Source organism: Desulfitobacterium elongatum (assembly GCF_055378975.1).
Window position 1 is genome coordinate 2,235,511 of sequence record NZ_AP038772.1, and the last position, 24,487, is coordinate 2,259,997.

Here is a 24,487-nt window from a genome sequence, read left to right on the forward strand (position 1 = left end):
TATAACTCCCTTTCATCATTAACTAAAAAATCTCATTTTTAAATTTCAAAGCATTAAGTAATAGAATTAATCGTTGGTCTATTTTAGCAATACCTTGGACACTATTTCCTCCAATGGTAGCAATTTCTGTACTAAGCTTTTCAATCACTTGTTCGTCAATTTTGACTACCTCAGAAACATCGTCAACAATAATTCCTAAATTGATTCCTTCTAAATCAAGTATTAGCAGCCTATGATCAATACTTTCTCTCGATTGCGAAAAGCCGAATTTTTTCTTAAGGTCAATGACCGGAATTACTTTACCTCGTAAATTAATAACTCCTTCCATAAATGCAGGCGTGTTGGGAATTTTCGTAATTTGTGGTATTCGAATAATTTCCTTTGTATAAGAAATATCAATTCCATATTCTTCTTCCCCTAAAGTGAAAACAATGAGTTGATCAATATCCAATGAAGTGCCTCCTTCTCTTTGTTTAAGGTATCTTTGTTTTTAAAAACGACTCTTTTCCTATAAAAAAGCGACAAAAAAAACGTTCGATAGCTTGGCAACCATCAGCATAACCTGGAAGGCCCATAGCTTTGCGTCCTTGGCTTTAGCCAAGTTTGCTATTGTCACCGTTATAATTAAACATATAAGAATATAAGAATATGTCTTATATTTTAAGAATAATTGCTATAACTCTTTTCTAACAGCATAAAAAATAAACTTAGGGAGGGTGAGGGCAATACGGTCAACTTTGTGAATTCCTACATTTATTAGAGCATTGGCCAATTTATAGGTTGCGATATTAGCCTCCTGGTAAGTTATTATCCGGTCCAAAAAGTATATATAAGGTCGATCAGGATGCCTTTTTACTCTGCAACTCTAGCTACCCTCCCCAATGAGGTAAGATACTCGTGAGAGCCCTTATATTCATACTATTGTCATGAGAAAATCAAAGACCATTGCTTTAGTATCTTTACACATTTCAAACGTTTATATTCCATTGCATTTTCTATGCCAAAGAAAAATAGCCCATTTTTGGCTGATCCCTGAGATGGGTGGGACAGGAATCATCATATGTGAGAACTTTGTGTCCCATTTTAAACCTTAGATAGTTTCGAGATGTTAGCTCTATAAGTTAACTATTTTAATTTAATGCTCAGATAAGAAATACTAGCAATGATAGTATTGGCTCAGTTGCAAAAAAATGTTTAAATAAGTGTCAAACCTTAGCCCGATGAACCCGTGCTAAGGTTTGACCTAAAACATTGAAACATTGAAACTTATTTATCACTTCCAATGGAAATATTTTTACTATTCAATTAACTATTAATCTAGAGGACAAAGAAGCAGCAGAAAATCTTACTTATTGCCATCACTTTAATGGCATAAATTAACGTTTTAGAATTCTGCCTTTTGCAGAAACTAAATTTAGATTTAATGTAAAGGAGATTAAAACATGGCAACCTTAGATAAAAGCAACAATACAAAATTCGTACCACCAGGAAATAATCCTAAACCAGGAATAATAACACCAAAGTCAAAAGTAATAGCGGAAAAAACGGATATCGTAACTAATTGAAAATACAGATCCTTATCATGATTGATTATTTAACATCTCACAGGACGGCTTTGGCTGTCCTGTTTTTTGGCTCTGTTGCAAAAAAAGATAATAATAATATAAACGGCATAAATGGTAAAGACCAGCACTTGTACAATGATATTGAACATGGTAAATTTCAGGTGCTGAATGAAACTGAGTGTCTTGAAGAAACAAAAATGCTGATTGAAAATATCGAGCTTAATAACCTACATTTTACAAGTGACCATGCTTCCAATTATGTGCCTATTGAGGGTACTTTAAAAGCAGATAAGGAAAAACTTATTGGTCTTATTGATGAGGCATTGCAAGGTAGATTACAAACTCGGAGCGAGAGGCATAGAGGACTTTAAAACTAATGCGAATTAGTTAATATCAGTTTATCAAGAGAAAATGAGCATTCGCCCATCTAGTTACACCGACCGCCCTCCCCAAAAGCGAAGCAGGTTTTTGGGGAGGGCGGCCTATTATTATATTATGTTCTATTTGGAGGAAAATGAAAACTAATTATCCACTTCATCTTGTAGTTTATGGAATTATCTGATGCATATTACACAGTGGAGCAAGTGTAAGTGGAACAGATCTTCCTGCTAGAATAAAGGATAAATCAATTATCCCTTTGACAAAAGTTTGCCCCATAAGAACAACTCCCAAGAGACCGTTGCATCAAAATCACCCGTTCGAAACTGGATAAGCATTACTATTAGATGCACTGGTAGATGCACTGGTAGATGCACTGGAAAAGCAGTCAGTATCCACGGAATAAGAGCAATTCTACTTAATGGGTCAACTTTGCCAAACATTAAAAAAATGCTTGAGTAAATATTAATAAGCCTATTATCATGTTTCCCAATGCAGGATCTGCCCATTTATATTCCATAGTTTCAACCTCCATTTAAACTTTAATCTAATTCAGAGATCCAGATTCACCCTTTATAAATCAACAATGATGTTATATTCTTTCAGCTTTCTATACATAGTAGATCTTCCAATTCCTTATATATCGGCGGCAATTGTTACACGGTTATTTAGCAAAGACAAGGCCTTTTCAATTGCGACCTTTTCCCATCTATGCACGGATTGCTTATTGTGTAGCATATGAAACCATTGAAAAAGCCTTACCTGGATTTAAGGCGTTGATCGAGGAAGTAATGGCTCAGGGATAAGAAAAAGAAGAATCAGATTAAGAAAGCTATAACGACAATTTAATGACAAAGGCTTACTCTAATCATCAAGAATCGAGTAAACCTTGTTTATAATAATTTAAATGTGTTATTTTACCCTGACTTAGTTATTTGTTTTTTTGTTCTTTTGTTTGCTCTGGATTATCTTCAAGAGGGGCTTTGCATTTTACACATTCTTTTTTTATTGCGGGGTTTAAAGTTCCGCAAGCAGGACACTTTTTTGCCTTGCCTGTTGAGGGGGGACGAAAACACATATCAATATCACCTCCTTTCCCGTGAGTCTGCATTTTCATTTTTAAAAGAATACAGGTTATCGTTAACACATCCTGTAAGGATATTTTCAATGTGCAAAAATTCTAAGAGGATTAGTTAGGACGCGCTAAACTAAGCTACATCCGTTTGAGTAAATATTATCCTTATATGTTTATAAAAGGTTTACCCATAGGAAGGACTAATTTTTGAAGAGTAGAGTTCACAGTAGTAGCTATTCCAGAGTAAACTAACCATAACCCGATGATCATTATTCCACAAACGCCAATGAATCCGAGAACTGGAGGAAAACCAAAATTGGCAAGCCCTATACATATGAAACCAATTCCAGCAGCCCAAACCGCTAAAGCAGCCAATTTACTTTGGAAACAAGCAAGAAACCCGACAAAAAGTAATATAACTCCACCAACTATATAGGCCATTCCATCAACGGTATAGCCGCCCATGATCATTCCTTGGGGTACAGATTTTCCCGCTAAGACAAAGGATAAATCAATGAGCCCTTTCACAAAATTCTGACCCATAAGAACAACTCCTAATAAACCGTTGCATGTACCACCAACAAGATCACCCATCCGTAATTGGATAACGACTACTATCAGAAGTACAGGAAAGGCTGTCAGTATCCATGGAACGATAGCAATTCTAGCAAGGGGATCAACTAGACCATACATTAAGAATGTTTGAGAAAATATTAATAATCCTATTACCAAGTTTCCCAATGCTGATGGATCTGCCCAATTTTTTTCCATAAATAAACCTCCTCTAAATATTTTCTAATATTTTGTAGTTTGTGATTGCCAATGTGCACCAAGCAATTGTATGAATCGAGTCATAATAATAAAATAGGAGTCCGGATAGATAACCTGGACATTTTTGTTGGAAAGAGCGTAATCACAGCATCATCTGGCGGGGGAGTGTTGCGCAAACAATTCCTGACGATGCCATCATCTGGAGGAATCTTGGATTTTCCACATGCGTTTGCACACAACATCCCACTACGTAAACATTCTACGACGATGTAAACAGGGTCAGGCAGTTCGCTTCCGCATTTCTTACATTTATTATCCACAGCTTTTGAACGGAAAGTATAAGTTCCGCATTCACTGCAATAGAGTGGCATTACCATTGGTGGTTTACATTTGCCGCAAAAAGGTCTGCAAACACCGCAGTTCATAATGTCCTCCTTAATACAACAATTCTTCAGATTTGATTCAAGGGACTGTGTTAAAAACAAGAGACTATTTTTAACACAGTCTTTCTCAGCAATTACTCACAAAATATCCAGTCATCCGTTTCGATTAACGAAATAACCAAGGCTGGTATCAAATCATTAATTTTCAACAGCGTAGAGTTATTCTTTTTTTGCTGTCAAATCAGCGCCGCATTTTCTGCATATCTTTGTACCCTGAGGATTAAGTTTATTACATTCAGGACATCTTACGGGCACAGTTGTATTTAATGGAACTTCCGGCATAATGATCTCTCCTTTTAATTACCTTTTTAATCTGAGCTGAGAGAAGAAAACTACTAATTTATCTAGGGGTTACACTTTTATTCCAAGGGAAGGCCAAGCCAACTGACCGGGCCTTCAAGTCCATTAGAACCCGTTACTTAACAGTAAACAATACCATTTTAGTCTTAGCGGTAGCTTTTGCTGCAAGTTCCTCAATTGGCCCGTAAGTCATAACATTGGATTGGCAATGTTGTACGCAAGACGGAAGTTTACCGGCTGTTACCCGATCTCCACAAAGGTTACAAAGCTCAGTAGGTGCTGGAATATATCTCCATTCATATTTACCTGTTTCTAATTTACGAGGACCATCTTCAAGGAGTTTAATCCCAAATTGTCCTGTGGGTAAGTTTAGTTCCTTTTTGCATGCTACTTCACAGGTATGACAGCCTGTACAAAATTCATAGTCAATTAAAAGACCGAACTTACTTGACATAACCAAAACCTCCCTTTTTCGTGACCTGTTCTGTAGGCAGTACTTTACTGTTTTCTTCGGTAGCTTTATAAATTTTGCAAATCGTACATTTGTAGGGGGCACCATACCCTGTAGCGCCATACTGACCCATTTTTGTCAGATTGTTAGCATTGGAATCAAATACTCCAAACAAGTTGTTACCCTTTTGTTCAGGGAACCACCAGCCATGCTCAGCACTGACAACCTTCGGATGGATTGTAGATTTCAGTTTTGCCTTTTGTCTCATTCTTCCGCGCATGTTCTCAACCCATACCCAATCGCCATCTGTGATACCCAAACTATAAGCCGTCTCGTTATTAATAGTGACGATAGGATCAGGGTGGAATTCACGCATCGTGGGCAACTGACGGTGTTCCGAATGGAAGAATTCCCAGGAACGACGACCGGAAGTAAAGACAAACGGATACTCTTTTGCCAATACAGGCGTAGAAACTGGGCTTTCAGGTGGCTCATTCCAATAAGGCACAGGATCAACATCGAATGATTCGAGCGCTAAGCTACTGCATTCCATTTTACCCGTTGGGGTATTAAACCCTGGTTCACCATCGGTACGAAGACCGCCAGTCTCATGCTTCTTATAAACCCAATCATCAAAAGAAATGTGTTCGTCATGCAATTCCTGCCAGGTTCCGTTCCATTTTTCCGGCCAATTCCACTCAGGATTATGAACGTTAATGACCCAGTCTAATAATTTAATATCTGTATCCCAACCCATTTTCTTAAACAATTCAGGGTTAAGACGCTTACCAAGATCAACAATAAGCTGTTCGTCAGATCGGCATTCTTCATATTGGGTAAGTTTGTTAATGGCACGGACTGGGAACCACCAAGGTCTTAAACTGTTTCGCTCATTGCCCATTGCGCAGGGTAGAAATAAATCAGCACATGCCGCAGCCGTTGGCGTAATGAAGTAGTCAACGACCACATTAAAGTCTACTTTCTTAATTGCATCATAAATCCTTGGTGCTTCAGCTCCCATATTTGCGATTGGATTTGTGCTTTGGAACCAGAGCATGCGAACGGGATATGGTTTGTCGGTTTCAATCGCTTCTAATATCGCATCGCCTTGGGCAGTACCCATAACCCCTTGACTATGCATTGGCGTATTAGGATCAACCAAATGTTTTGCCCAAACGTCTTCAGGTACAAATTCACAGCCAGTCATATAACCAATAGCCACGTTGCGACCTTGGCGTGCAACAATGTTTCCACCCGGTACATCGAAGTTGCCGCAGATTCCTATCATAAGTGAGATAGCCTGAGCACAACTAATACCGTCTGGATGCATATCAATAGGGAGACCCCATTGGAGTGCTGCCGGATTGGCCTTGGCATAGAAGCGGGCAGCTTCCTTAATAGTCTCGGCAGGTACCCATGCGATTTCTGCTGCTCTCTCTGCCGGCCATTCCTGTACGCGTTCTTTAAGGTCTTCAAAACCGTGGGTCCAATTTTCCACGAAATCCTTATCATAGAGTTCTTCGTTAATTATAACATTGAGCATAGCTAAAGCTACCGCTCCATCTGTTCCCGGTCTTACCTGGAGGAAATAATCTGCTTTAGAAGCAAGCCAAGTCATTTCTGGATCGATAACGATTAACTTTGCACCCATCTTCATGACATCGATAATCCAGTGACCAAGGAAACCGTCTCCATTACTGACGATCGGGTTGTTTCCCCAGATTAATACTACTTCTGGGCACTTCCAGGTGGGATCGTCATAGCGTTTCTCAAATTGTTGAGACATATCCGCTATAGTTGCTTCGCCTTGCATGGCGTACATTCCTGCACAGCGCGGCAGGTAGCAGGCATCTCCGCTTAAGAAACCCAGCCCGAAGTTCGAAGTGCCAAATACTGTGTAGGCCATCATTGGCACTTGCCAATTGACATTGCGTCCGGTTCCTTCCAGACAGACGATTGATTCTGGACCATAATCTTTTTTAATAGCATTTGTTTTATCTTCAATAATATCAAAGGCTTCGTCCCAAGTGATTCTTTCCCAGTTATTTTCACCGCGCTCACCCACACGCTTGAGGGGCCATTTAACCCTGTCTTTGTGGTAATAGGCCTCGAGCATGTTCAGGCAACGCATACAAAGTCTTCCTTGATTATAGGGACTTTCTGGGTCACCCTCAACTTTGGCAACCTTTCCATCCTTAACATAGACAAGAACACCGCAGGCATTATGGCAACCTGGGCCAGACCAGTGATGATTCCGGTGGACAGTATATTCGCCTTCTTGCCATTCCAACGGAAGATGATATTTCTTGTGTTCAGACATTCAATTTCCCTCCTAGCAAATATTTTTCAAAATTATCTTGTTATTAACAACATCGATGAACTAAAGATTTTCCTCCTTCCTATAAAGTAATTCGGCTCGAATATAAATTTTGCCGTTGTTTACGGTTACACTTTTTATAATTGCAAGATATATGCCAATAATAATAAAGAAGGAAAGGCAAATAAAATAGTGATTTTAACAGTGTTTTTCCATTCAGTTTCCTTACCAATAAAGTGTTCTTTCTATTTTTGGGATTCAAAACAAGACATTAGACATTTACCCAAACGCAAAAGACCGGTCTATTTGACCGGTCTTAAGATGAATATTTGATTAAACAAGCTACTTATCACCTTCAAAATCAACAATGATTTTGTATTCTTTGAGCTTTCTATACATTGTAGATCTTCCAATTCCTAATATGTCTGCGGCAATTGTTGCACGGTTATTTACCAAAGACAAGGCCTTTTCAATTGCGACCTTTTCCCAATCCCGCAGAGATACCAATTCCTGATTGTTTATACCAAAATCAAGCGATACGGAATAATTCTCTCTTTCAAGTTCAGGCAAATCTCGTGCTTCGATAACATCTCTTTCTGTAATATTTATCGCATAGATTATAGCGTTCTTGAGCTGTCGAATATTGCCAGGCCAATCATATTTTCTAATCAGTTCTAGGGCTTCAGCGCTTATCTTAATGTTCTCTTTACCGACTTTACGGGAATATCTATCACAAAAATATTGGCTTAACACTATGCTATCATTACCTCGTGTACGCAGAGGGGGAATTTGGATAGGGAGAATACAGAGACGATAAAATAGATCCTCGCGAAATTTGTTCTCCTTGATCATTCTTCTGAGATCTTTGTTTGTCGCAGAAATGACTCTAAAATCAACGTTCTTGTAATGCTGACCACCTATTCTTATCACTTTCTTGTCCTCCAGGGTTCTAAGTAAAATGGCCTGAAGGTCAAGTGGCATATCGCCGATCTCATCAAGAAAAAGCGTTCCCTCGTTAGCTAACTCAATCTTCCCTTGTCTTCCAATACGATCAGCTCCAGTAAAACTGCCGCCCTCATATCCAAAGAGTTCACTCGCAACTAGTTCCCTAGGCATTGCCGCGCAGTTCACAGCAACAAAAGGCCCCTTTGGACGATATGCATTGTGAATTGCTTGGGCAAAAAGCTCCTTACCTGTGCCACTCTCTCCCGTTAATAATACATTCTCTTCAGAATTAGTAAACTTCTTAGCTAAGTTAATAGTTTGTTTAATTTCCTTGCTATCACCAATAATGTCTTTAAAATCTATTTCCGTAGTGTTATCGAGTTTTACGTTTGATATGCTATCCTGTTTATTGTTTAGCATCGTTGTTTTGTTACTGTGTTTAGACTTAAATTTGTCTTCAATGGCTGCCGCTAATTCTGTTACTATAGACAGGGTATACATTAAACTTTCTTGGAAACTAATTTCATCCAATTGTTTTTCAAACACGGATTTTATCAAAACTAATTCTGCTAGAATATTTCCTTTTCCATCTAAAATCGGGGCCGCTGAGGCAACTATATTATGGAAGATTTGCAAGTAATGCTCCGGTCCTATGATCTGGATCGGTTGCTTCAAGTGCATACATAAAACATGTGAAGTGGTCCCCATGTCACTCTCACCGTAGCACACTCCTCGCTCAGTAAACGGCCCAGATTTAATCCATTCATCGTTCTCCAGTGAATACATCATTATTCCATTCGTATCAAATAGATATATACCACAATTTGAGCGCATTATAATAGGCTTAAGCATTTGAATTTGTGTTTCGGCAATCTCAATTAATGAGTCATTTTGATCGAGAACCTGATTTAGCCTTTGTTGACTTAACTTCTTCCCCATAATAATTTGAGAAGGGCTGATTCCCGCTCTACGGGATTTAATCCATGATTCTTTTATTTCTTTACTTAAGGTGTGAAATTCCATGAGCGTTTGATTTTTTTCAAAAAAAATCCGACGAGTTTGCGCAATTTCGTTCCAATGGTTAAGTGAAATGATATCATTACCAGTTAAATTAGGACTATCAGATGCGTTATAAATATACAACTGTTATCCTCCTCTGCTGATGTCATTTTTGTGAATATTTACGCGTTTAGAATTAGCAAATTATACATGTAAACAATCAGAAATGTTATTAACTGAATATAATAAACGTAATTAAAGCGCTTACCTAAATATAATACCCCATAATATTCCACAAATCCAGTACTTTAGCCTCAACCACATTCAAACTATTGATTTCACTGGTATAATTTAAAGTGTATCAAATTCGGAGTTTTTTAGAGTTTTAGTGAGCCCTCTCTTTCTTCTAAAATCAGAGGGGAGAGAGGATGAAATGAGAAAAAACTACTTCGCAAAATTTAATACGATTTATGAAGAATGTTTACCAAATTGAACGTGGTTTGGATAAACTGTCTGACGGAAGAGTCAACCTAACTTATGGCACAGGTCAAGTTATACTACCTGTGCTTTTGGTTTCTTGCTATAGGATAAAAAGCTGAAGCAGGTTGAAGCCATTAGAGATACACTTAAACTTATAGATATAAACGGACTAAAACAAATCAATCAACACATCGTAAAAAAGGCAGTTGCGAATAAGGTTTTTGAAAATGGAACCATTGACGGATATACTGTGGTCGCTATAGATGGAACAAAATTCTTCGGGAGCAACAAGAAAAGCTGTTCAGAATGATTGAAAAGTACCAAAGGAGAAAAGACTTATTGTTTCCATAGTGGTGTAGTCATGTCAACCGTAGGGATGGGCCCCAAGTTGGTGACTGACTTTGAGATGTTCAAGCCCGGACAAGATGCTCTTTCAAAGGATGAAGGTGAGTTAAACGTAGGGAAGAGTCATAAGAAATTAATTGATATTGTCGTTTATGATGCTCTTGCCTGTAATTCCGTTTGGATTAACCACTGCAGGAATTTAGGTATTGATGCAATTGTCCGAGCAAAAAACAATAACAATAATAGTTTGCGATTAGCAAGAAAGATGGTAAATAAGACGGAGGCAGTAGAAGTTTAGGAGTGCGAAAAGGGATTTGAGAGAGTTGAGGTTTACGAGTCAACATTCACTATGGACAACGTGGATCAACCGTTGCGTTTTGTAAAATTTGCAATGAAACATAATAGCAAGCAGCGCACACAATTATGATAGTGACGACTTGAATGGACATGGCGATTAAGAGATTGTTTAAAGTAATCAGAGCACGTTGGGATATTGAGAACTCGATTTTTAATAACTTGAAACGTGAATGTGGCTTAGAGCATTGCTTTGTGCATGGAGGGAGAGCAGTAGAGGCTGTGCTATATTTGATATTTATCGCATCGAATATCATGCAATTGTTTCTATATGACGACTGAAAAAACATTTTGCAACTCAACGAGAAATGGTAAGGCTTTTATTAAAAGGACTATATCTGCTGAAGTATAAGGCCGAGTTGGTTTTTAGTAGCCCATAGAGATTAGAGAACTTAATAACATTTACAATCTTGGGGTAGGGGAAGGTGTAGCCATTTTTAATGAGATGTAGATAAATGGGAGTATCAATTCGCAAGATAATTGAGATTTGCAATAAAAGGCTTTAAAGCTGATACAGAGGCTAAATTGCTGTAACCAATGGTCTTCTTGCGCAAGGCCAGTAATATCCACGCTGGCCTTTTTTAATTGTATTTCTTCCGAACATAGTAGATTTTGTAAGGAAATTGTGCTAGATTAACGGAATAATCTACAGATGAGTTTAAGTAACTCTATGTTGTGATTTGTGAAGAAATATGAGAAGAATTCCAGTATTGCAGATAGGGGATACCATATGAGTGAAAAACTTATTATTTATGACCAAAATGAATATATGAAAGCAAATATTTTACTGATAAAACGAACGCCACTTCATTATCACCCTAATTCGGTACAAATAATCCTTACGTTAAAAGGAACACTTTTTGTGAAACGAGCATTTGAAGTAAATAAAGTCAATGAAGGCAAGTTTATATTCATCAATCAAAATGAAATTCACGCTATGTGGAGTAATGATGAATCTTGTATTGTTGAAATTCTTTCTCTTAATATTGATAAATTAAAGAGTTACTTCAAAGTATTAGAGAACATAAGTTTCAGAAACATTCCTTTTAAAGGGAAAGAATTTAAAGTTAAAGAAATAAATATGATAAGAGAAGAAAGCTTCAAGAGATACTTAATTGAATCTTTCTTTCAATTGAACAAGAATGACAAGGTCAAAGAGAAAGGATTAAGTGAAGTTGCGATTCGTCTTATCTCCCTGGCCATTTATGAATATAATTACTTGTACTATGTATGGCCTGATGTAAGCTATATCAGCAGTGAGAAACTAGATCGATTTCATAGGACTGTTGGTTACGTGAAAGACAACTTGGGTGAAAATATATGTTTAGACACCATAGCTAAGTTCGAGCAAGTTGGCAAAACATATTTCACACATATGTGGAAAGAATTGATTGATCTAGCTTTTGGAGAGTATGTTAATTTTGAGCGTGCTTTGTATTCGGAAAGGTTACTAGTGTTTACTGATAAAACATTAATGGGTATCTCAGAGGATTGCGGATTTTCAGATGTAAAATATTATTATAAAAATTTCAAGCACTGGTATGGTAAAAAACCGATCGAATGGAAAAAAGATTGGCTTAAGTACCAGAATAGTGAGATGGGTATTGAAGTCTTGGAGCTTGAACAAGCAGAACATTTCGCACATAAATTTTATGAAGATTATTTAGCAGATACAAAAATGAATACTAGAATCTATGAACAGTATTTAATGTTGAAAGAAATGACTTTTTTAGATGATACGTTTAAAAATTGTTCTGTCGCCTTTGATTTATTTTCCACAGCAAACCTTTCGGATCAAAAAAATGGAGAGGATAAGCTTCCTGAGTGGAGCGCAATTGATTTGTTCATTATGCAGGTTCACGAAATGGGATTGGATTTGCAGATCCAGGTGAGAATGGAAGCTCTTAAAGTTCAAGCTTACAGGGAAGGATTTGAATTTATCCTTGAGAAGTCCGAGCGGTATTATGGATTAAAACAAATGAAGAACTGGGAGTTTCAATTTATCTGCAAAAATCCTGGAGAATTAAATGAAGCAAAATGTTGTGCGTATAATCTAAGCGAAAAATTAAATGGAGCCAAAATAAAGCACATTCTTATTTAACCACACTAATTCAACAGATATTGACGATATTACAGAAGAAGTTCTTGCGTAGGCTGTAATATCGTCATTTTTTTTTGCAGACGATTGTTACATAATTTACATGAACTTGTTATTGATGGTTCAAGTACAAAGTCTTGTTCCATCTAACTTGGCAAATGCTGAGAGCCTAATAAATTAATTAGGAGGAAAGATATGGAGAAGAAAGGGTTCAGTCGCCGTGATTTCCTAAAAGGGGCAGTAGCTGGTACTGTTGGTGTATCAACGGTTGGTCTTTTAAGTGCTTGTTCGACTCAAGAGACAAGTGGTAAGGTTGATCAAACGGCCAATGAAGTAACAAAGCAAGTTTCATGGAGAACACCTCCTAAACCAATCACGGAGTTTGCAAGTACCATTAATACAGAGGTTCTTATCGTCGGTGCTGGGAATGCTGGTCTTTTTGCAGCCTGTGCCGCAGCGGAAAAGGGTGCTAAAGTAACTGTTATTGAGAGAAATGCAATGGTGGGCATGGGCCGTGAGTGGATCGGTGCTATTGGTACACGGTTGCAAAAAGAAGCTGGAGTGAATCTCAACAAATTTGAAGTTATTGAAGAATTATCCCGATACGCTTCCCATAGAGTCGATCAAAGATTAATGAAACTCTGGGCTGACAATAGTGGTCCGACAGTAGATTGGTTGGAGAATGTGGTCAAAGAATACGGAGCTTATATGGTTTTGGAGACAGATACGGGTGTAGCTGAGCACGGTGCGTACAAAACCTTCGCAATGCAGCACAATATTCAAAATGATGAGAAACCAATCGAATCGACTCAGATCATTAAGGAAAAAGCCAAAAAGTTGGGAGTAAATATAGTACTTCAGACTCAAATGGTTCAATTGATTCGCGAAAACGATAATAAAGGTAGAGTATCAGGCGTCATAGCAAAAACTAAAGACGGTCATGTAAAAATTATGGCTAGTAAAGGTACGATTCTGAGTACAGGTGGTTATTCAAACAATATGGAAATGTTGAAAGATATGAATCCCCTTGCAGTCCAAAGTTGTGTTGGGACAGCTAGCCATGTAGGAAGCCAAGGAGATGGAATTAAAGCGGCTACTTGGGTTGGTGCTGCAAAAGATGACATTGGCACTGTAATGATATTTGACAGAGCAGCAATTCCAGTCGGCGCAGATGGAAAAGATCTCACTAAGGGAGCATGGCTCCATATGGGAAGTCAGCCATTCCTGAAAGTCAATTTAAAAGGCGAACGATTTTCAAATGAATCTATCCCATACGATTTCATAATACACGCAGCAAGTATTGAACCCGGTGATAGATACTGCATGATCTGGGATGCAAATTGGAAGGAACACACTAGACAATTCCATACTATCGGCTGTTCTCGACTACAGTACAGCAAATCTGGAAGTAAGTTGATGCTCTTTGACGAAAATGCAACAGAAGCAATGCACAAGGATCAATATTTACCCGCTGGAATTATCGTTGAGTCCGATACATTAGAAGGGTTAGCACAGAAACTAAAGTTGCCTGGAGCTACTTTTGTAGAAACAGTGAAGCGTTATAATGAACTTTGCAAAAAAGGTATCGACGAAGATTTTGGGAAAGAAAGCTATCGTATGATTGCCCTAGAAAAAGCTCCTTTTAGAGCAAGCCTTTTAGGGGGTCAACTCCTTTGCACATTAGACGGATTGCGAATCAACACAAATCTACAAGTACTAGACACAAATTTAGAGCCCATTGAAGGTCTCTACGCTGCTGGAAATGATAGTGGTGGATACTTTACTGATAACTATCCTGAATTACTGATTGGGTGTGCAAGTGGACGAAGCATTACATTCGGAAGATTAGCAGGACAAATCGTAGCAGGGAAATAATATGAATCATATAGTTTTAGTTTTAAGGAGAGAAGAAAATGAAAAATATTAAATTTATGCGAGTTGTGTTATCAATTGCTCTTTTATCACTATTATTTACGACAGTAGGCTGTGGTTCTTCGACTGAAACAACAGCTAAACCTTCGACTGATACAACACCTAAACCATCGACTGAAACAGCAACTAAAGCCAGTGCATATAAAGATGGTGTATATGATGGTGTTGGTCAAGGAATACATGGAGAAGTAAAAGTATCCGTAAAAGTAGCTGGTAGTAAAATCTCAGAAGTTAAGGTAACTTCTCACAACGAAACAGAAGGCGTTGGAAGCGTGGCAGTAGATACATTGCCAGGTGAGATTGTAAAAGCACAATCAACTAAAGTAGAGACAGTATCAGGTGCTTCTATAACATCTAAAGCAATCGTCGACGCTGTAAACAGTGCATTAGAAAAAGCAAAATAAGTTTTCCCCTGTCCCATTTTGTTCTGAAAATTTCCCCTCCTTAAATGAATATTTACAATTAACATTTAAACATTGGGCTCAAAAAAACAGGTCTTGCAGAGAAATTAGTCACATTCATTGGCGGGGGAGAGCTGTCTAACCGCGTTTTCATAACCCATTTCATGGGGTCCAGGGCCGCCAGTCGATCTCCGAGTGTTCGCCTAATATCAAAGGCTCTGTACACCTTGAGCATTGAATCGTAATTCTTTTGCTATTGTAATAGGAGTAGTTGTGTCCAACGAGAAACGTTTAAGTACGACAATGGCTCAGCAGACTAAGGAAAGTTATCTATGGAAAATGGTAAAAATGGTGAAGTCATAAGATATTCATATAAACCAATTATATCGAGTTTCGTAATCTCCATATACTACGAATTTCCTTAAACAAAACATCCTGGGATATTTTGACAGTGGATTACGAACCTTCCGTCATCATAAGAGAAGAGAAAGGGAGCTATGCCGAACGAAAAGAGAAGAGACGTAAAGTTTAGAGTGAAGTAACGGGGTGGGACTAGATTGTCTGTAATAGAAAGGTAGCTAAATGTATATGGCAAATGGGGAAGAGGGAGAAGCAATTTAATGTCTACCGTAAATCCATTCAATATTTTAGGTTAGCTAAAAACGTAGGGTATATAACACACGCAAGATCTAATCTAATGGATGATCACAAGAAACAACTCTGCACTAAAACGATATTTAGTGCAGAGTTGTTTCTTAGAGAGACTTAGCTAAAAGGGGTAACACTTCGCTTATAAAAATTGAATCTAAAATGTAATTGGTTATGAGAAACAAAAATGCTCCAGGACTAGACCCAATCCATAAATACGAAATTAACGTATTCGCAAACCTCTGTAGTTAACTCGTAAGGCTGGTTAACTGCAAGTATACTCGCTAATAGATTTAAAAGTTACAGAGGCTTCTAAAGGCTCTGTTATACAAAGGGTTAATTGCAGTCAAACTCTAATCAACATTACTGATATTGAATCTTTTGTATAAATCCTATTGTTAAAGATTCTGCTGTTGGATGAATCATACCAGTCTCATAATTTGAAAGCCTTAAAGAGGCTACTAGAGGCTGAGTTTTATAGCTGGGATTGTGAACAGACCCATCGACCGACATTGTTGCTATTGAAGCAGTAACAATGTCTGAAAAAATTCGCAGAGAAACGATTACTGATGTTTACTAATAGTAAATTCTAAAAGAATAAAAAATAGAGACACTTATAACCCAAAAGTTTGTTTGATGGTCAGAATCTTTTGGGCTGTAAATAGTATACCCCTTTCCCGTATCAATTAGCAACTTGACATAATATTCATTATAGGACCCAAAATTAAATTTTTTAACACTCTCTTCGCCTTACTTCAATCGATCATTTTTAGGTTTTAGAAGGTTAATCTTTTATCCCTATCATCTCTTGTACTTATTTATTTTTTGACTTAATTCGAAATGATTTTCTGAGTTGATGCTGAGTTTGGGGCTCCTCAGTATTAAGTAAGATATCATCAATCTCAATACCTACATACTCAGCTTTAGAATCAATGCATTGGCAGCAATTATCGCAGATTTTTTCTGGACTTAATTCACAACGATCGCACTCTCCACATTCTGTACAAAGCCGATCCTCAAGTATACAGGGTTCACCATAAGTTTTCATATTAAAACACTCCAATATTCAATGTTTCTGGCTAGATTGCATGCTAAGGTGCAAAAAAGCCTGGCGCGGTAACTAGGGAGTCTGGATGACTCGTAATACTTTTTAGCGCTGAACGAGTACGAATCTTTGCCATCGCTTGGTCTAATAATTCAATAGTATCCTTATATCGTTGTTTGCTTCCTAATAAAACTAATAAAATATCACCATCAGGTCTAGTAATATAAGTTACAAGGCATTGACCTGCCTCAGTTGTCGTTCCTGTTTTAAGGCCAATATCCCCTGGGTATATTCCAAGAAGCTGATTCGTATTCTTTATGAGCTTTTTTTGCTTAGAACCACTTGAGCGAGTCCACTCTATAGTGGCCTCCTTCATGTTGACATATTTCATGAGTTCTTCCTTTTTAACAAACGCTAAGGCAATTTGTGCAAGGTCATGAGCAGTCGTGAATTGGTCAGGATTTGGTAAACCATTTGGGGTTCTAAACTTGGAATTTGTGCTACCTATTTTGCTTGCGTATTGGTTCATTGCATTTAAAAAGTCATCCATAGTGCCATAGGCAGAGACGGCTAAAACGATTGCAGCATCATTCGCGCTCTCTACATATAATGCAGTTAAGAGATCCTTGACTAGAATTTGGTCTCCAGGCTGGAGACCAAGCTGTGAGCCTTCGGTATTCCGAACCTCTTCTCCTACCCGAATAAGATCATTTTCATGGAGTTTTTCCATAGCTACTATACCTGTAAGGAGTTTTATTGTGCTTGCAGGTTGGCGTTGAACCTCATCGTTTTCAGCTAACAGCTTCTCTCCTGTTCGTACGTTTAGCATTAAATAACTAGACGTTTCAGCTGGTGAAGAGCCTTTCTTATCCGATACAGCGAGACTAGGTGAGTTTATGGTGGAAGAACCAACTTGTTCCTGCAAGGCGATAGCTTGTCCAGGGACATATGGAAGAACGATTATCCCGAAAGTGATAATCGCTAAAATGAATAAGCATATTCTTTTAGGAATTTTCCTACGCATAGTATACCTTCTTAAAATTGTAGTGTTCGGTTAACAATTATATTATAAAGAATTTGATACTTGTGAGCAAGTCATAAAAATTTTCGTGGATAAATATCATTTGACACCTTTGAATTTCTTCAGTTAGTGTTTATAGTCCTTTTAGATGCTGCCAAACATAGAGGAACGAATAAGGATTAATCCATTCTCCATTTGGCAACTCGATTCCAAAATGTAAGTGATCTGGAGTAGTCAGGGCATCACCGGTATGCCCCATTGTCCCAATTCGAGCTCCCTTTTCTATCTTTTGACCGACTTTTAAGCCAGATTCAATGGATTGCAGATGAGCATAGTAATAATAATTTCCATCCTCTCCCCTGATCCCTACTCGTTCACCTCCGAGTCTATTCCAACCTAACTTTTCGATTTGCCCTGAGGAAACACTGATTAGGGGTGTTCCTTCAGGACCGAACAAGTCCGTTCCTTCATGTTTCCTTGCTCCCCCTTCACGATCTGCTCCAAACGTATTTTCGTACCACGTTTTTCCTTGAACAGGAAAGTCAAAACGGGAAGGTTCAAAGTAAGGTTGGGTCAAGAGGATTTCTCTTCGTCTTTTGATTAGCTTAATCTTGTCCGTTTGGACCTGAATAGTTTCGGATTTCCAGGAAAGTTTCGTGAATGAAATTCCTGAATGTAATTGCTTAATAACGAAAGAGTGTTGCACTTCAGGGAGGCTGCTCTTCAGAGCAAGTAAATCGGCCCATCCTGTTGGAGAGATTTTCTCACCTTCGACTTGACACTTCAAGACAAGTTCGGTGGAAAGGCTTGTTAAGTAAGGATAAATGTCTGGTGCAATTGGAGGTGCTCTATGTATACCTTTCCATGAGGTTAATCCGACGATAAGAAGAACTAAAATTTGAAGTGGCCATAATTTATGACTATTTAACCTTATAAGAGACTTAATCATCGTGTCTCATCTCCCCTCTTCCCTCTTCAGTGCATACTTATGGGGAGAATCAAAACCTTAGAAGCAGAGTGAGAGGATTAGGGATTATTTTGCGAAATGGGAGTGTATATCACTTGACCTGTGCGAATGGTGGCATCAGTTAGGTGATTATAATCCATGATTTCCAGAACAAGTGTACGTGTATCTATTTTTAGTCTCGCATTTTCAGCTAATGACCATAGAGTATCTCCTGTCTGTACCACTTGGGGTTGAAAAATTAATGCCTCTACTCTGTCGTTAGCACGCTGCCAGTCCCAATAAAACCATACGAAACTAGAGAGAAAAAGCAGGATAAGAATGAGGGAAGAAAGAAATTGTCTTTGTGCTTTTCGATTGCGGTATTGACGAAGTGAAGAACAAGTACTCATATTAACCCTCCTATACGTTCCCTTAAATGATGAATATACGAACATAAGTTCTTAGGAACAGTATACGTGAGGAAGTCGATGTTCGTCAATAGTTAAGCGAACATTTGTTTGCAGTTTTTTGAGGTTAATGCTAAAATGAAGTTAATATATGGTGGGGAGGGACTAGTGTGTATCCGGATTTAACGCACAGACAGACAGATATTTTAGAATTCATAAAACGTGTCATTCGTCAAAAGGGGTATCCTCCCTCTGTTCGTGAAATTGGTGATGCAGTGGGATTGATGTCGAGTTCAACGGTTCATGGACACTTGCAAACTTTAGAGGAAAAAGGATACATACGCCGCGATCCAACAAAGCCTCGTGCTATAGAAATCCTAGATAGCTCGAGTGATGTGAACGAGAAAAAGACGGTATCTGTACCCATCATCGGTCGGGTAACGGCAGGACAACCTATTTTAGCACAGGAAAATATCGAAGATACGTTCCCTATACCTGTTGATTTAGTTAACTCTGATAGCGTGTTCATGCTTAGAGTCAAGGGTGAAAGTATGATCGAAGCGGGAATCATGGATGGCGATCTGATTTTGGTACGCCAGCAAAACACTGCCAGGAATGGAGAAATCGTTGTGGCTTTGATTGGTGACGAAGCTACAGTCAAACGCTTTTTTCGCGAAAAGACCCTCATACGCTTACAACCTGAAAACTCAATGATGGAGCCGATTTACTCCCAAGATGTCTCCGTTTTAGGGAAAGTGATTGGTGTATTTAGATTATTACACTAGAATACTAAATAGATAATAATAAATAGAAGAGGACTTGCCAATGGCAAGTCCTCTTCTATTTAAAGGCGTTTATCTTGAAATTTTCCTGGAACGATTATCCTCAAAACGCTCAAAGCCAAGCGAAATGAGGCGACTGATGAGTTCGGTGTAGGGAATTCCGCTCGCTTCCCAAAGTTTCGGATACATGGATATCTGCGTGAACCCTGGCAGTGTATTAATCTCATTGATATAGATGTGATCGTCTTTTGTAACAAAAAAGTCTACTCTACTAAGGCCAGAGGCTTCAACCGCATGGAAAGCACTAACAGCCATCTCTTGTAATTTACAAACAACATCTGGATCAAGGGGTGCTGGAATAAGCAGGCGGGAACCTGTATCTAAATATTTTGCATCGTAATCATAGAAATCATGTGCAGGAAGAATTTCGCCAGGGATACTTGCTTTTGCTTCGTCATTTCCAAGTACACTGACTTCGATCTCACGGCCATTGATATTTTCTTCTACGACAAGTTTGCGATCGTATTGAGAAGCATGTTCTAAGGCGTTTTGAAGTTCGGCTCGATTATGCGCTTTCGATATACCTACACTCGAGCCCAGATTTGCTGGTTTGACGAAGCAGGGATAGCCTAAGGATTGTTCAATATTGGTTATGACTTTCTCTGGGTCAGATTTAAAATCCGTCCTCAGTAATGTAAGATATGCTGCTTGAGGAAGCTCTGCTTCGGAGAAGACAGCTTTCATACGGTCTTTATCCATTCCTAAGGCAGAACCTAATACTCCAGAGCCTGCATAAGGGATGTTCGATATTTCGAACAAACCCTGTATCGTACCATCTTCACCAAAGGGCCCATGTAGGACTGGGAAGATCAAATTAAATTTCCCCTCGTCTGGAAGCTTGCTACCGTCTAAAGCAAGAAAATGTGGATTAGACGGGTCATGCACCAGAGTTACCTGAATTCCCCGAGGGGTTGGATCTTGTTGCCAATCTTCAGGATTTACTCCCCAGAACCATTGTCCTTCTTTGGAAATACCTACAGTTTGAATATCATATTGGTAACGGTCAATGGCTTTTAAAACAGAGCGAGCTGAATTTAAGGATACCTCATGCTCTCCAGATTGTCCTCCAAATAAAATTATGATTTTTGTACGTGTCATTATATGTACCCATCCTCCCTCGGCATTTTTAGTTCATTTTATGTATATGCAAAAAGAAAGAAAAGGCACCCGCCTAACGGGCAAGCGCACCAAAACGTTCAAATGGCCAATAACGGAATAATGTTTTCCCGGAAATATTTTCGATAGGTAAGAAACCCCATTCACGAGAATCAGCACTATTATTTCGGTTATCCCCCATGACAAACACTGACCCTTCAGGAACTTTTACAGGTTCTACATTTTTTATAGGTCGTTCAAGAATATAAGGTTCATAAAGGGGTTGACCGTTAATATAGGTTGTGTGGTTGCGTACTTCTACAGTATCTCTTGGTAACCCTATCAGTCGTTTAATAAAGTCGTCAGAAGCGTGCGCACTTGCTGGAGGGTGAAAGACAATAACATCTCCTGAATGAAGCTGACCAAAGTGTTTAAAAAAGAACTTATCGACGATGACTCGATCCTGGAGTTGAATCGTTGGTAACATGGAGCCAGTCGGAATAACTCTTGCTTCTAAGACATAGGTACGAATCACCCAAGATAAAGCAAAAGCTATAATAACAATTTCGATGAGTTCTAAGATATAGCGAGCCGTGCTTTTTTCAGGCTTCCTAAGCTCATGTTCATTTTCCACGATGTCCACCTCACTTAAGTAATCCCTGTTCCCAAAGTTTTTGAGCCGCTAAGATGTTCCCAAACTTGACATAGGTCATGGATACTCCGCCCTGTTGATAGGCAATATAGGGTTCCCGTAACGGACCATCTGCAGAAAACTCACTTGTAGCCCCTTGAATGAAGGTTCCACCGGCCATAATCACCTCATCTTCATACCCCGGCATTCCAGCCGGAATTGGAAGGATATGGCTGTCAATTGGCGAACCTTTTTGTAATCCTTGACAGAAGGCAATCATTCTCTCTTTGGAACCTAACTTTACAGCTTGTATCAGATCCGTACGAGGAGCTTCAGGAAGCGGGTTGACTTCAAAGCCTAAAGCCTGCCAAAAGGCAGCAGAAAAGATGGAACCACGAATCGATTCACTCACTGTGAGTGGGCTGAAAAAAAGTCCTTGAAAAAAGTGGTGCTGCCATTCAAGGGTCGCACCCACTTCTCCCCCGATTCCAGGCGCAGTAAGCCTACAAGAGGCTTTATCTACGAGTTCTTTTCTTCCTGCAATATATCCTCCTGTAGGGGCTAGGCTACCACCTAGATTTTTAATCAGTGAGCCAGCGATTAGGTCGACTCCTACATCCCCAGGTTCGAGCTTCTCTACTAGTTCACCATAGCAATTATCCACAAAAAGGATGAGTTGAGGATAATTTTTTCTAATGAATTGAACAAGTTCTGAGATTTGAGCAATGTCTAGGGCATTTCGCCAAGTATACCCTCTGGAACGCTGAACAATGAGCATTTTTGTATTGGGCTTAATAACGTCTTTGAATAAGGAGTACTGAATCTTTCCCTCATCATTCAGTGGAATTGCATCATAGAATACCCCGAAATCCATGAGGCTTCCTTGTCCTTTGCCCCGTAAACCAATCACTTCCTCTAGTGTATCATAAGGATCTCCACTAACAGAAACAAAGTGATCTCCCGGTCTGAGTACCCCAAATAAAGCCGCTGCAATTGCATGTGTTCCGGATACAAATTGACCACGCACGAGTGCGGCTTCAGCGCCAAGGACTCGTGCCATAACGCGATCGAGAACTTCTCTACCGCTATCGCCGAGTCCATAGCCAGTAGAACCCTGTAAATGATACGTAGTTACCTTCTCTTCTTGAAATGCCTGTAAGACCTTAGTATGATTATACTCCATTATTTCCAGAATTCTAGGCTCTTGTTTCTTTAGAAGGTTTTCAGCATAAAGTTTTGCTTCAAGAATTGAATCTGGTAAGTTATCTAAAAAAAACACCCGTGTAACCTCCTAATTGGATGAATCACCAGAGGGAAGAAGCTCAAGGATTTTTTTCCACACAGGCTTCAATGAATTGTCCTGAACGAGGGAAAGTGGAATGGGATGGGCGAGCTCCTGAGCTAATCTGTTTAATTCGGAAGGATTGTTTACCTTATCAATTTTATTAAGAAGTGTAATTCGTGGTTTGCTTAAGCAACCTAATTCTTCCAATATACTATGGACCGTATCTGCTCGTTCAAGCGCTTTAGGATGACTCGCATCAAGGACATGGAGTAAAATATCAGCATTTTGTACTTCTTCGAGCGTTGCAAGAAAAGCATGAAGAAGCTGGTGAGGAAGTTTCTGAATAAAGCCAACGGTATCGCTTAAAAGAATATCCGTTTCTTGATCAAGGTGTATCCCGCGTACGACTGGGTCGAGTGTGGCAAAGAGCTTGTCCTCCCCTTGAATCCGATCACCCTTTGAATGTGTAAGCTCCATTGCTTTATGGAGAAAGGTTGTTTTTCCCGCATTTGTATAGCCAACGAGAGAAACAAGTGGAACTCCACTTTTCAGACGCTGACGACGTTGGGTATTTCGGTTCTTTCGGATCTCTTTAAGTTCTTCTTCTAAGAGATTAATTTTACGACGCACTCTTCTTTTGTCTAATTCAAGCTTGGATTCCCCAGGGCCACGAGTCCCTACCCCTCCTCCTAATCTCGAAAGGTTTTGACCTTGCCCCGATAGATGAGGCAAAAGATGTTTAAGCTGTGCAAGTTCAACTTGCAGCTTTCCTTCCCGTGATTTCGCACGTTGTGCAAAAATATCGAGGATGAGAGTTGAACGGTCAAGAACTTTCATTCCTGTAGACTGTTCCAAGGTTCTAGATTGCACAGGAGTCAACTCATCATCACAGATTAAGACATTGGCTCCACAATTTTGCAGCTCATGGGTTAATTCTTCTAATTTCCCTTTGCCTAGGTAGCTGACAGGGCTACCATAACGTTTGGGCTGCAGGAGTTGACCAACCACTTTGACTCCAGCCGTGCGAGAGAGCTCAGCAAGTTCAGCCAAGAGTTCTCGTCCTTCCTCTTCATCTGCTAAGCCCACGAGAAATGCTAGTTCTTCGTTTGAGCCTTTTGAGGAAGGGCCCGAAGGGCGCGAACGTGAGAATCTTGAAGCATCATCATAGGAAAAAGATCTAAACTCTTCAGGATTTAGGGAAATATTTTCAAATCCACCCGATTCCATGAGAAATGCAACATTTACTCCTGTGATTTTACCGTTCCGAACGCCAAGGCTCGTCATGCTTTCTAATCCAAGAGAAGTTAATGCACTCAAGTCTACAGGACTTAAGTTTGAATTTCCACTGGGGTGGGTGTGAATACATCGCAAGCGCCCAGATTGGCGCTCTGGAAAAGGAGGAAGCTTAACTGCGGCATGTTGCCCCACAGCAACAGCGTTCACAACACCTGAACGATTAATATAGAGTGCGATTTCTTTATTCCAAAGACTTGTTAGGGAGCATATTCCATCTAATAAAGAAGAATGGATAAGCTCCGGACGTTCAGTCCGGAGCGCGGTCAAGGTTTTGAGTTCTTCAAGCTGGGTTGCTCGTATTCCCGAGACATCGCCATAAATATCCATATGAACCTCCCTGTCCATCATGAAAACTCTCATGTTTTTGTTGCAAGGTATTATCTAATAGTAGTATGTTCATAATTGTCTGCTTAGAAA

24 protein-coding genes and 1 riboswitch are annotated in these 24,487 nt (G+C 39.2%); of the genes, 8 read left to right on the forward strand and 16 right to left on the reverse strand.

Features of this window, described 5'->3' with window-relative positions; translation table 11 throughout:
• Positions 1-22: 22 nt before the first annotated feature.
• Both ACZ42W_RS10540 and ACZ42W_RS10545 read right to left on the reverse strand, forming a co-directional pair.
• Complete coding sequence (locus ACZ42W_RS10540) at positions 23-451, reverse strand: chemotaxis protein CheW (RefSeq protein ID WP_464170598.1); 429 nt, start codon at positions 449-451, stop codon at positions 23-25.
• 82 nt (positions 452-533) lie between these two features.
• Positions 534-618, reverse strand: a riboswitch (cyclic di-GMP riboswitch).
• A 55-nt stretch (positions 619-673) separates the two neighbouring features.
• A complete protein-coding gene (locus tag ACZ42W_RS10545) occupies positions 674-820 on the reverse strand; it encodes a hypothetical protein (protein ID WP_464170600.1) in 147 nt (48 codons plus the stop codon).
• Positions 821-1,442: 622 nt separating this feature from the next.
• On the opposite strand from ACZ42W_RS10545, the gene ACZ42W_RS10550 reads away from it, so the two are divergent.
• Both ACZ42W_RS10550 and ACZ42W_RS10555 read left to right on the forward strand, forming a co-directional pair.
• Positions 1,443-1,565 carry a hypothetical protein gene (locus tag ACZ42W_RS10550; RefSeq protein WP_464170601.1) on the forward strand — a complete coding sequence of 41 codons (123 nt, stop codon included), beginning with the start codon at positions 1,443-1,445 and terminating at the stop codon, positions 1,563-1,565.
• A gap of 17 nt (positions 1,566-1,582) precedes the next feature.
• Positions 1,583-1,936 (forward strand): hypothetical protein, encoded by a 354-nt coding sequence (locus ACZ42W_RS10555; RefSeq protein ID WP_464170603.1) that lies wholly within the window; start codon positions 1,583-1,585, stop codon positions 1,934-1,936.
• A gap of 1,247 nt (positions 1,937-3,183) precedes the next feature.
• On the opposite strand, the gene ACZ42W_RS10560 is transcribed toward ACZ42W_RS10555, so the two are convergent.
• The 6 genes from ACZ42W_RS10560 to ACZ42W_RS10585 all read right to left on the reverse strand — a co-directional run bounded on the left by ACZ42W_RS10560 (position 3,184) and on the right by ACZ42W_RS10585 (position 9,388).
• A complete protein-coding gene (locus tag ACZ42W_RS10560) occupies positions 3,184-3,789 on the reverse strand; it encodes a hypothetical protein (RefSeq protein WP_464170604.1) in 606 nt (201 codons plus the stop codon).
• Between the two features lie 80 nt (positions 3,790-3,869).
• Positions 3,870-4,214, reverse strand: coding sequence for a hypothetical protein (locus tag ACZ42W_RS10565; protein ID WP_464170606.1), 345 nt, complete (start codon positions 4,212-4,214; stop codon positions 3,870-3,872).
• Between the two features lie 177 nt (positions 4,215-4,391).
• On the reverse strand, positions 4,392-4,514 hold the full coding sequence (locus tag ACZ42W_RS10570) for a zinc-ribbon domain-containing protein (RefSeq protein ID WP_464170608.1): 123 nt from the start codon (positions 4,512-4,514) through the stop codon (positions 4,392-4,394).
• A 133-nt stretch (positions 4,515-4,647) separates the two neighbouring features.
• Positions 4,648-4,986, reverse strand: a complete 339-nt coding sequence (locus ACZ42W_RS10575; protein ID WP_464170610.1) for a 4Fe-4S dicluster domain-containing protein — start codon at positions 4,984-4,986, stop codon at positions 4,648-4,650.
• Positions 4,976-7,303: a molybdopterin-dependent oxidoreductase gene (locus ACZ42W_RS10580; protein WP_464170612.1), complete on the reverse strand. Its 2,328-nt coding sequence runs from the start codon at positions 7,301-7,303 to the stop codon at positions 4,976-4,978. The genes ACZ42W_RS10575 and ACZ42W_RS10580 overlap by 11 nt, the downstream gene beginning before the upstream one ends.
• Positions 7,304-7,642: 339 nt before the next feature.
• Positions 7,643-9,388 carry a sigma-54 interaction domain-containing protein gene (locus ACZ42W_RS10585; protein ID WP_464170613.1) on the reverse strand — a complete coding sequence of 582 codons (1,746 nt, stop codon included), beginning with the start codon at positions 9,386-9,388 and terminating at the stop codon, positions 7,643-7,645.
• A 697-nt stretch (positions 9,389-10,085) separates the two neighbouring features.
• On the opposite strand from ACZ42W_RS10585, the gene ACZ42W_RS10590 reads away from it, so the two are divergent.
• From ACZ42W_RS10590 to ACZ42W_RS10610, 5 genes are all read left to right on the forward strand, one after another.
• Positions 10,086-10,367 (forward strand): hypothetical protein, encoded by a 282-nt coding sequence (locus tag ACZ42W_RS10590; protein WP_464170615.1) that lies wholly within the window; start codon positions 10,086-10,088, stop codon positions 10,365-10,367.
• A gap of 149 nt (positions 10,368-10,516) precedes the next feature.
• A complete protein-coding gene (locus tag ACZ42W_RS10595) occupies positions 10,517-10,705 on the forward strand; it encodes a transposase (RefSeq protein WP_464170957.1) in 189 nt (62 codons plus the stop codon).
• A gap of 448 nt (positions 10,706-11,153) precedes the next feature.
• Positions 11,154-12,524: a helix-turn-helix domain-containing protein gene (locus ACZ42W_RS10600; protein WP_464170617.1), complete on the forward strand. Its 1,371-nt coding sequence runs from the start codon at positions 11,154-11,156 to the stop codon at positions 12,522-12,524.
• A 192-nt stretch (positions 12,525-12,716) separates the two neighbouring features.
• A complete protein-coding gene (locus tag ACZ42W_RS10605) occupies positions 12,717-14,396 on the forward strand; it encodes an FAD-dependent oxidoreductase (RefSeq protein ID WP_464170618.1) in 1,680 nt (559 codons plus the stop codon).
• Positions 14,397-14,434: 38 nt separating this feature from the next.
• Positions 14,435-14,857 carry an FMN-binding protein gene (locus ACZ42W_RS10610; RefSeq protein WP_464170620.1) on the forward strand — a complete coding sequence of 141 codons (423 nt, stop codon included), beginning with the start codon at positions 14,435-14,437 and terminating at the stop codon, positions 14,855-14,857.
• A gap of 1,459 nt (positions 14,858-16,316) precedes the next feature.
• On the opposite strand, the gene ACZ42W_RS10615 is transcribed toward ACZ42W_RS10610, so the two are convergent.
• The 4 genes from ACZ42W_RS10615 to ACZ42W_RS10630 form a co-directional block, all read right to left on the reverse strand.
• Positions 16,317-16,550, reverse strand: a complete 234-nt coding sequence (locus tag ACZ42W_RS10615; RefSeq protein WP_464170622.1) for a hypothetical protein — start codon at positions 16,548-16,550, stop codon at positions 16,317-16,319.
• A gap of 43 nt (positions 16,551-16,593) precedes the next feature.
• Positions 16,594-17,571 (reverse strand): D-alanyl-D-alanine carboxypeptidase family protein, encoded by a 978-nt coding sequence (locus ACZ42W_RS10620; protein WP_464170624.1) that lies wholly within the window; start codon positions 17,569-17,571, stop codon positions 16,594-16,596.
• A 130-nt stretch (positions 17,572-17,701) separates the two neighbouring features.
• Positions 17,702-18,517 (reverse strand): M23 family metallopeptidase, encoded by an 816-nt coding sequence (locus ACZ42W_RS10625; RefSeq protein WP_464170626.1) that lies wholly within the window; start codon positions 18,515-18,517, stop codon positions 17,702-17,704.
• A gap of 77 nt (positions 18,518-18,594) precedes the next feature.
• Positions 18,595-18,924, reverse strand: a complete 330-nt coding sequence (locus tag ACZ42W_RS10630) for a LysM peptidoglycan-binding domain-containing protein (RefSeq protein WP_464170628.1) — start codon at positions 18,922-18,924, stop codon at positions 18,595-18,597.
• A gap of 167 nt (positions 18,925-19,091) precedes the next feature.
• On the opposite strand from ACZ42W_RS10630, the gene lexA reads away from it, so the two are divergent.
• Positions 19,092-19,706 (forward strand): transcriptional repressor LexA, encoded by a 615-nt coding sequence (gene lexA / locus ACZ42W_RS10635; protein WP_464170630.1) that lies wholly within the window; start codon positions 19,092-19,094, stop codon positions 19,704-19,706.
• Between the two features lie 69 nt (positions 19,707-19,775).
• Here lexA and ACZ42W_RS10640 read toward each other — a convergent pair whose 3' ends face one another.
• The 4 genes from ACZ42W_RS10640 to hflX form a co-directional block, all read right to left on the reverse strand.
• Positions 19,776-20,861 carry a D-alanine--D-alanine ligase gene (locus ACZ42W_RS10640; protein ID WP_464170632.1) on the reverse strand — a complete coding sequence of 362 codons (1,086 nt, stop codon included), beginning with the start codon at positions 20,859-20,861 and terminating at the stop codon, positions 19,776-19,778.
• Positions 20,862-20,934: 73 nt separating this feature from the next.
• On the reverse strand, positions 20,935-21,492 hold the full coding sequence (lepB, locus tag ACZ42W_RS10645) for a signal peptidase I (RefSeq protein WP_464170634.1): 558 nt from the start codon (positions 21,490-21,492) through the stop codon (positions 20,935-20,937).
• Positions 21,493-21,502: 10 nt separating this feature from the next.
• The gene (locus ACZ42W_RS10650) at positions 21,503-22,768 is read right to left on the reverse strand and encodes a methionine gamma-lyase family protein (protein WP_464170636.1); all 1,266 of its coding nucleotides are present in this window, start codon (positions 22,766-22,768) and stop codon (positions 21,503-21,505) included.
• A gap of 12 nt (positions 22,769-22,780) precedes the next feature.
• A complete protein-coding gene (gene hflX, locus ACZ42W_RS10655) occupies positions 22,781-24,397 on the reverse strand; it encodes a GTPase HflX (RefSeq protein ID WP_464170638.1) in 1,617 nt (538 codons plus the stop codon).
• Between the last annotated feature and the right edge of the window lie 90 nt (positions 24,398-24,487).

Excerpts from the sequence above, each read along its gene's own strand:
- ACZ42W_RS10625 (WP_464170626.1), bottom strand. The coding sequence starts at position 18,517 with ATGATTAAGTCTCTTATAAGGTTAAATAGTCATAAATTATGGCCACTT.
- hflX (WP_464170638.1), bottom strand. The coding sequence starts at position 24,397 with ATGGATATTTATGGCGATGTCTCGGGAATACGAGCAACCCAGCTTGAA.
- ACZ42W_RS10630 (WP_464170628.1), bottom strand. The coding sequence starts at position 18,924 with ATGAGTACTTGTTCTTCACTTCGTCAATACCGCAATCGAAAAGCACAA.
- ACZ42W_RS10560 (WP_464170604.1), bottom strand. The coding sequence starts at position 3,789 with ATGGAAAAAAATTGGGCAGATCCATCAGCATTGGGAAACTTGGTAATA.
- ACZ42W_RS10580 (WP_464170612.1), bottom strand. The coding sequence starts at position 7,303 with ATGTCTGAACACAAGAAATATCATCTTCCGTTGGAATGGCAAGAAGGC.
- ACZ42W_RS10620 (WP_464170624.1), bottom strand. The coding sequence starts at position 17,571 with ATGCGTAGGAAAATTCCTAAAAGAATATGCTTATTCATTTTAGCGATT.
- ACZ42W_RS10640 (WP_464170632.1), bottom strand. The coding sequence starts at position 20,861 with ATGACACGTACAAAAATCATAATTTTATTTGGAGGACAATCTGGAGAG.
- ACZ42W_RS10575 (WP_464170610.1), bottom strand. The coding sequence starts at position 4,986 with ATGTCAAGTAAGTTCGGTCTTTTAATTGACTATGAATTTTGTACAGGC.
- ACZ42W_RS10590 (WP_464170615.1), top strand. The coding sequence starts at position 10,086 with ATGTCAACCGTAGGGATGGGCCCCAAGTTGGTGACTGACTTTGAGATG.
- ACZ42W_RS10605 (WP_464170618.1), top strand. The coding sequence starts at position 12,717 with ATGGAGAAGAAAGGGTTCAGTCGCCGTGATTTCCTAAAAGGGGCAGTA.
- ACZ42W_RS10615 (WP_464170622.1), bottom strand. The coding sequence starts at position 16,550 with ATGAAAACTTATGGTGAACCCTGTATACTTGAGGATCGGCTTTGTACA.
- ACZ42W_RS10570 (WP_464170608.1), bottom strand. The coding sequence starts at position 4,514 with ATGCCGGAAGTTCCATTAAATACAACTGTGCCCGTAAGATGTCCTGAA.
- ACZ42W_RS10555 (WP_464170603.1), top strand. The coding sequence starts at position 1,583 with ATGATTGATTATTTAACATCTCACAGGACGGCTTTGGCTGTCCTGTTT.
- ACZ42W_RS10595 (WP_464170957.1), top strand. The coding sequence starts at position 10,517 with ATGGCGATTAAGAGATTGTTTAAAGTAATCAGAGCACGTTGGGATATT.
- ACZ42W_RS10565 (WP_464170606.1), bottom strand. The coding sequence starts at position 4,214 with ATGAACTGCGGTGTTTGCAGACCTTTTTGCGGCAAATGTAAACCACCA.
- ACZ42W_RS10600 (WP_464170617.1), top strand. The coding sequence starts at position 11,154 with ATGAGTGAAAAACTTATTATTTATGACCAAAATGAATATATGAAAGCA.
- ACZ42W_RS10610 (WP_464170620.1), top strand. The coding sequence starts at position 14,435 with ATGAAAAATATTAAATTTATGCGAGTTGTGTTATCAATTGCTCTTTTA.
- ACZ42W_RS10550 (WP_464170601.1), top strand. The coding sequence starts at position 1,443 with ATGGCAACCTTAGATAAAAGCAACAATACAAAATTCGTACCACCAGGA.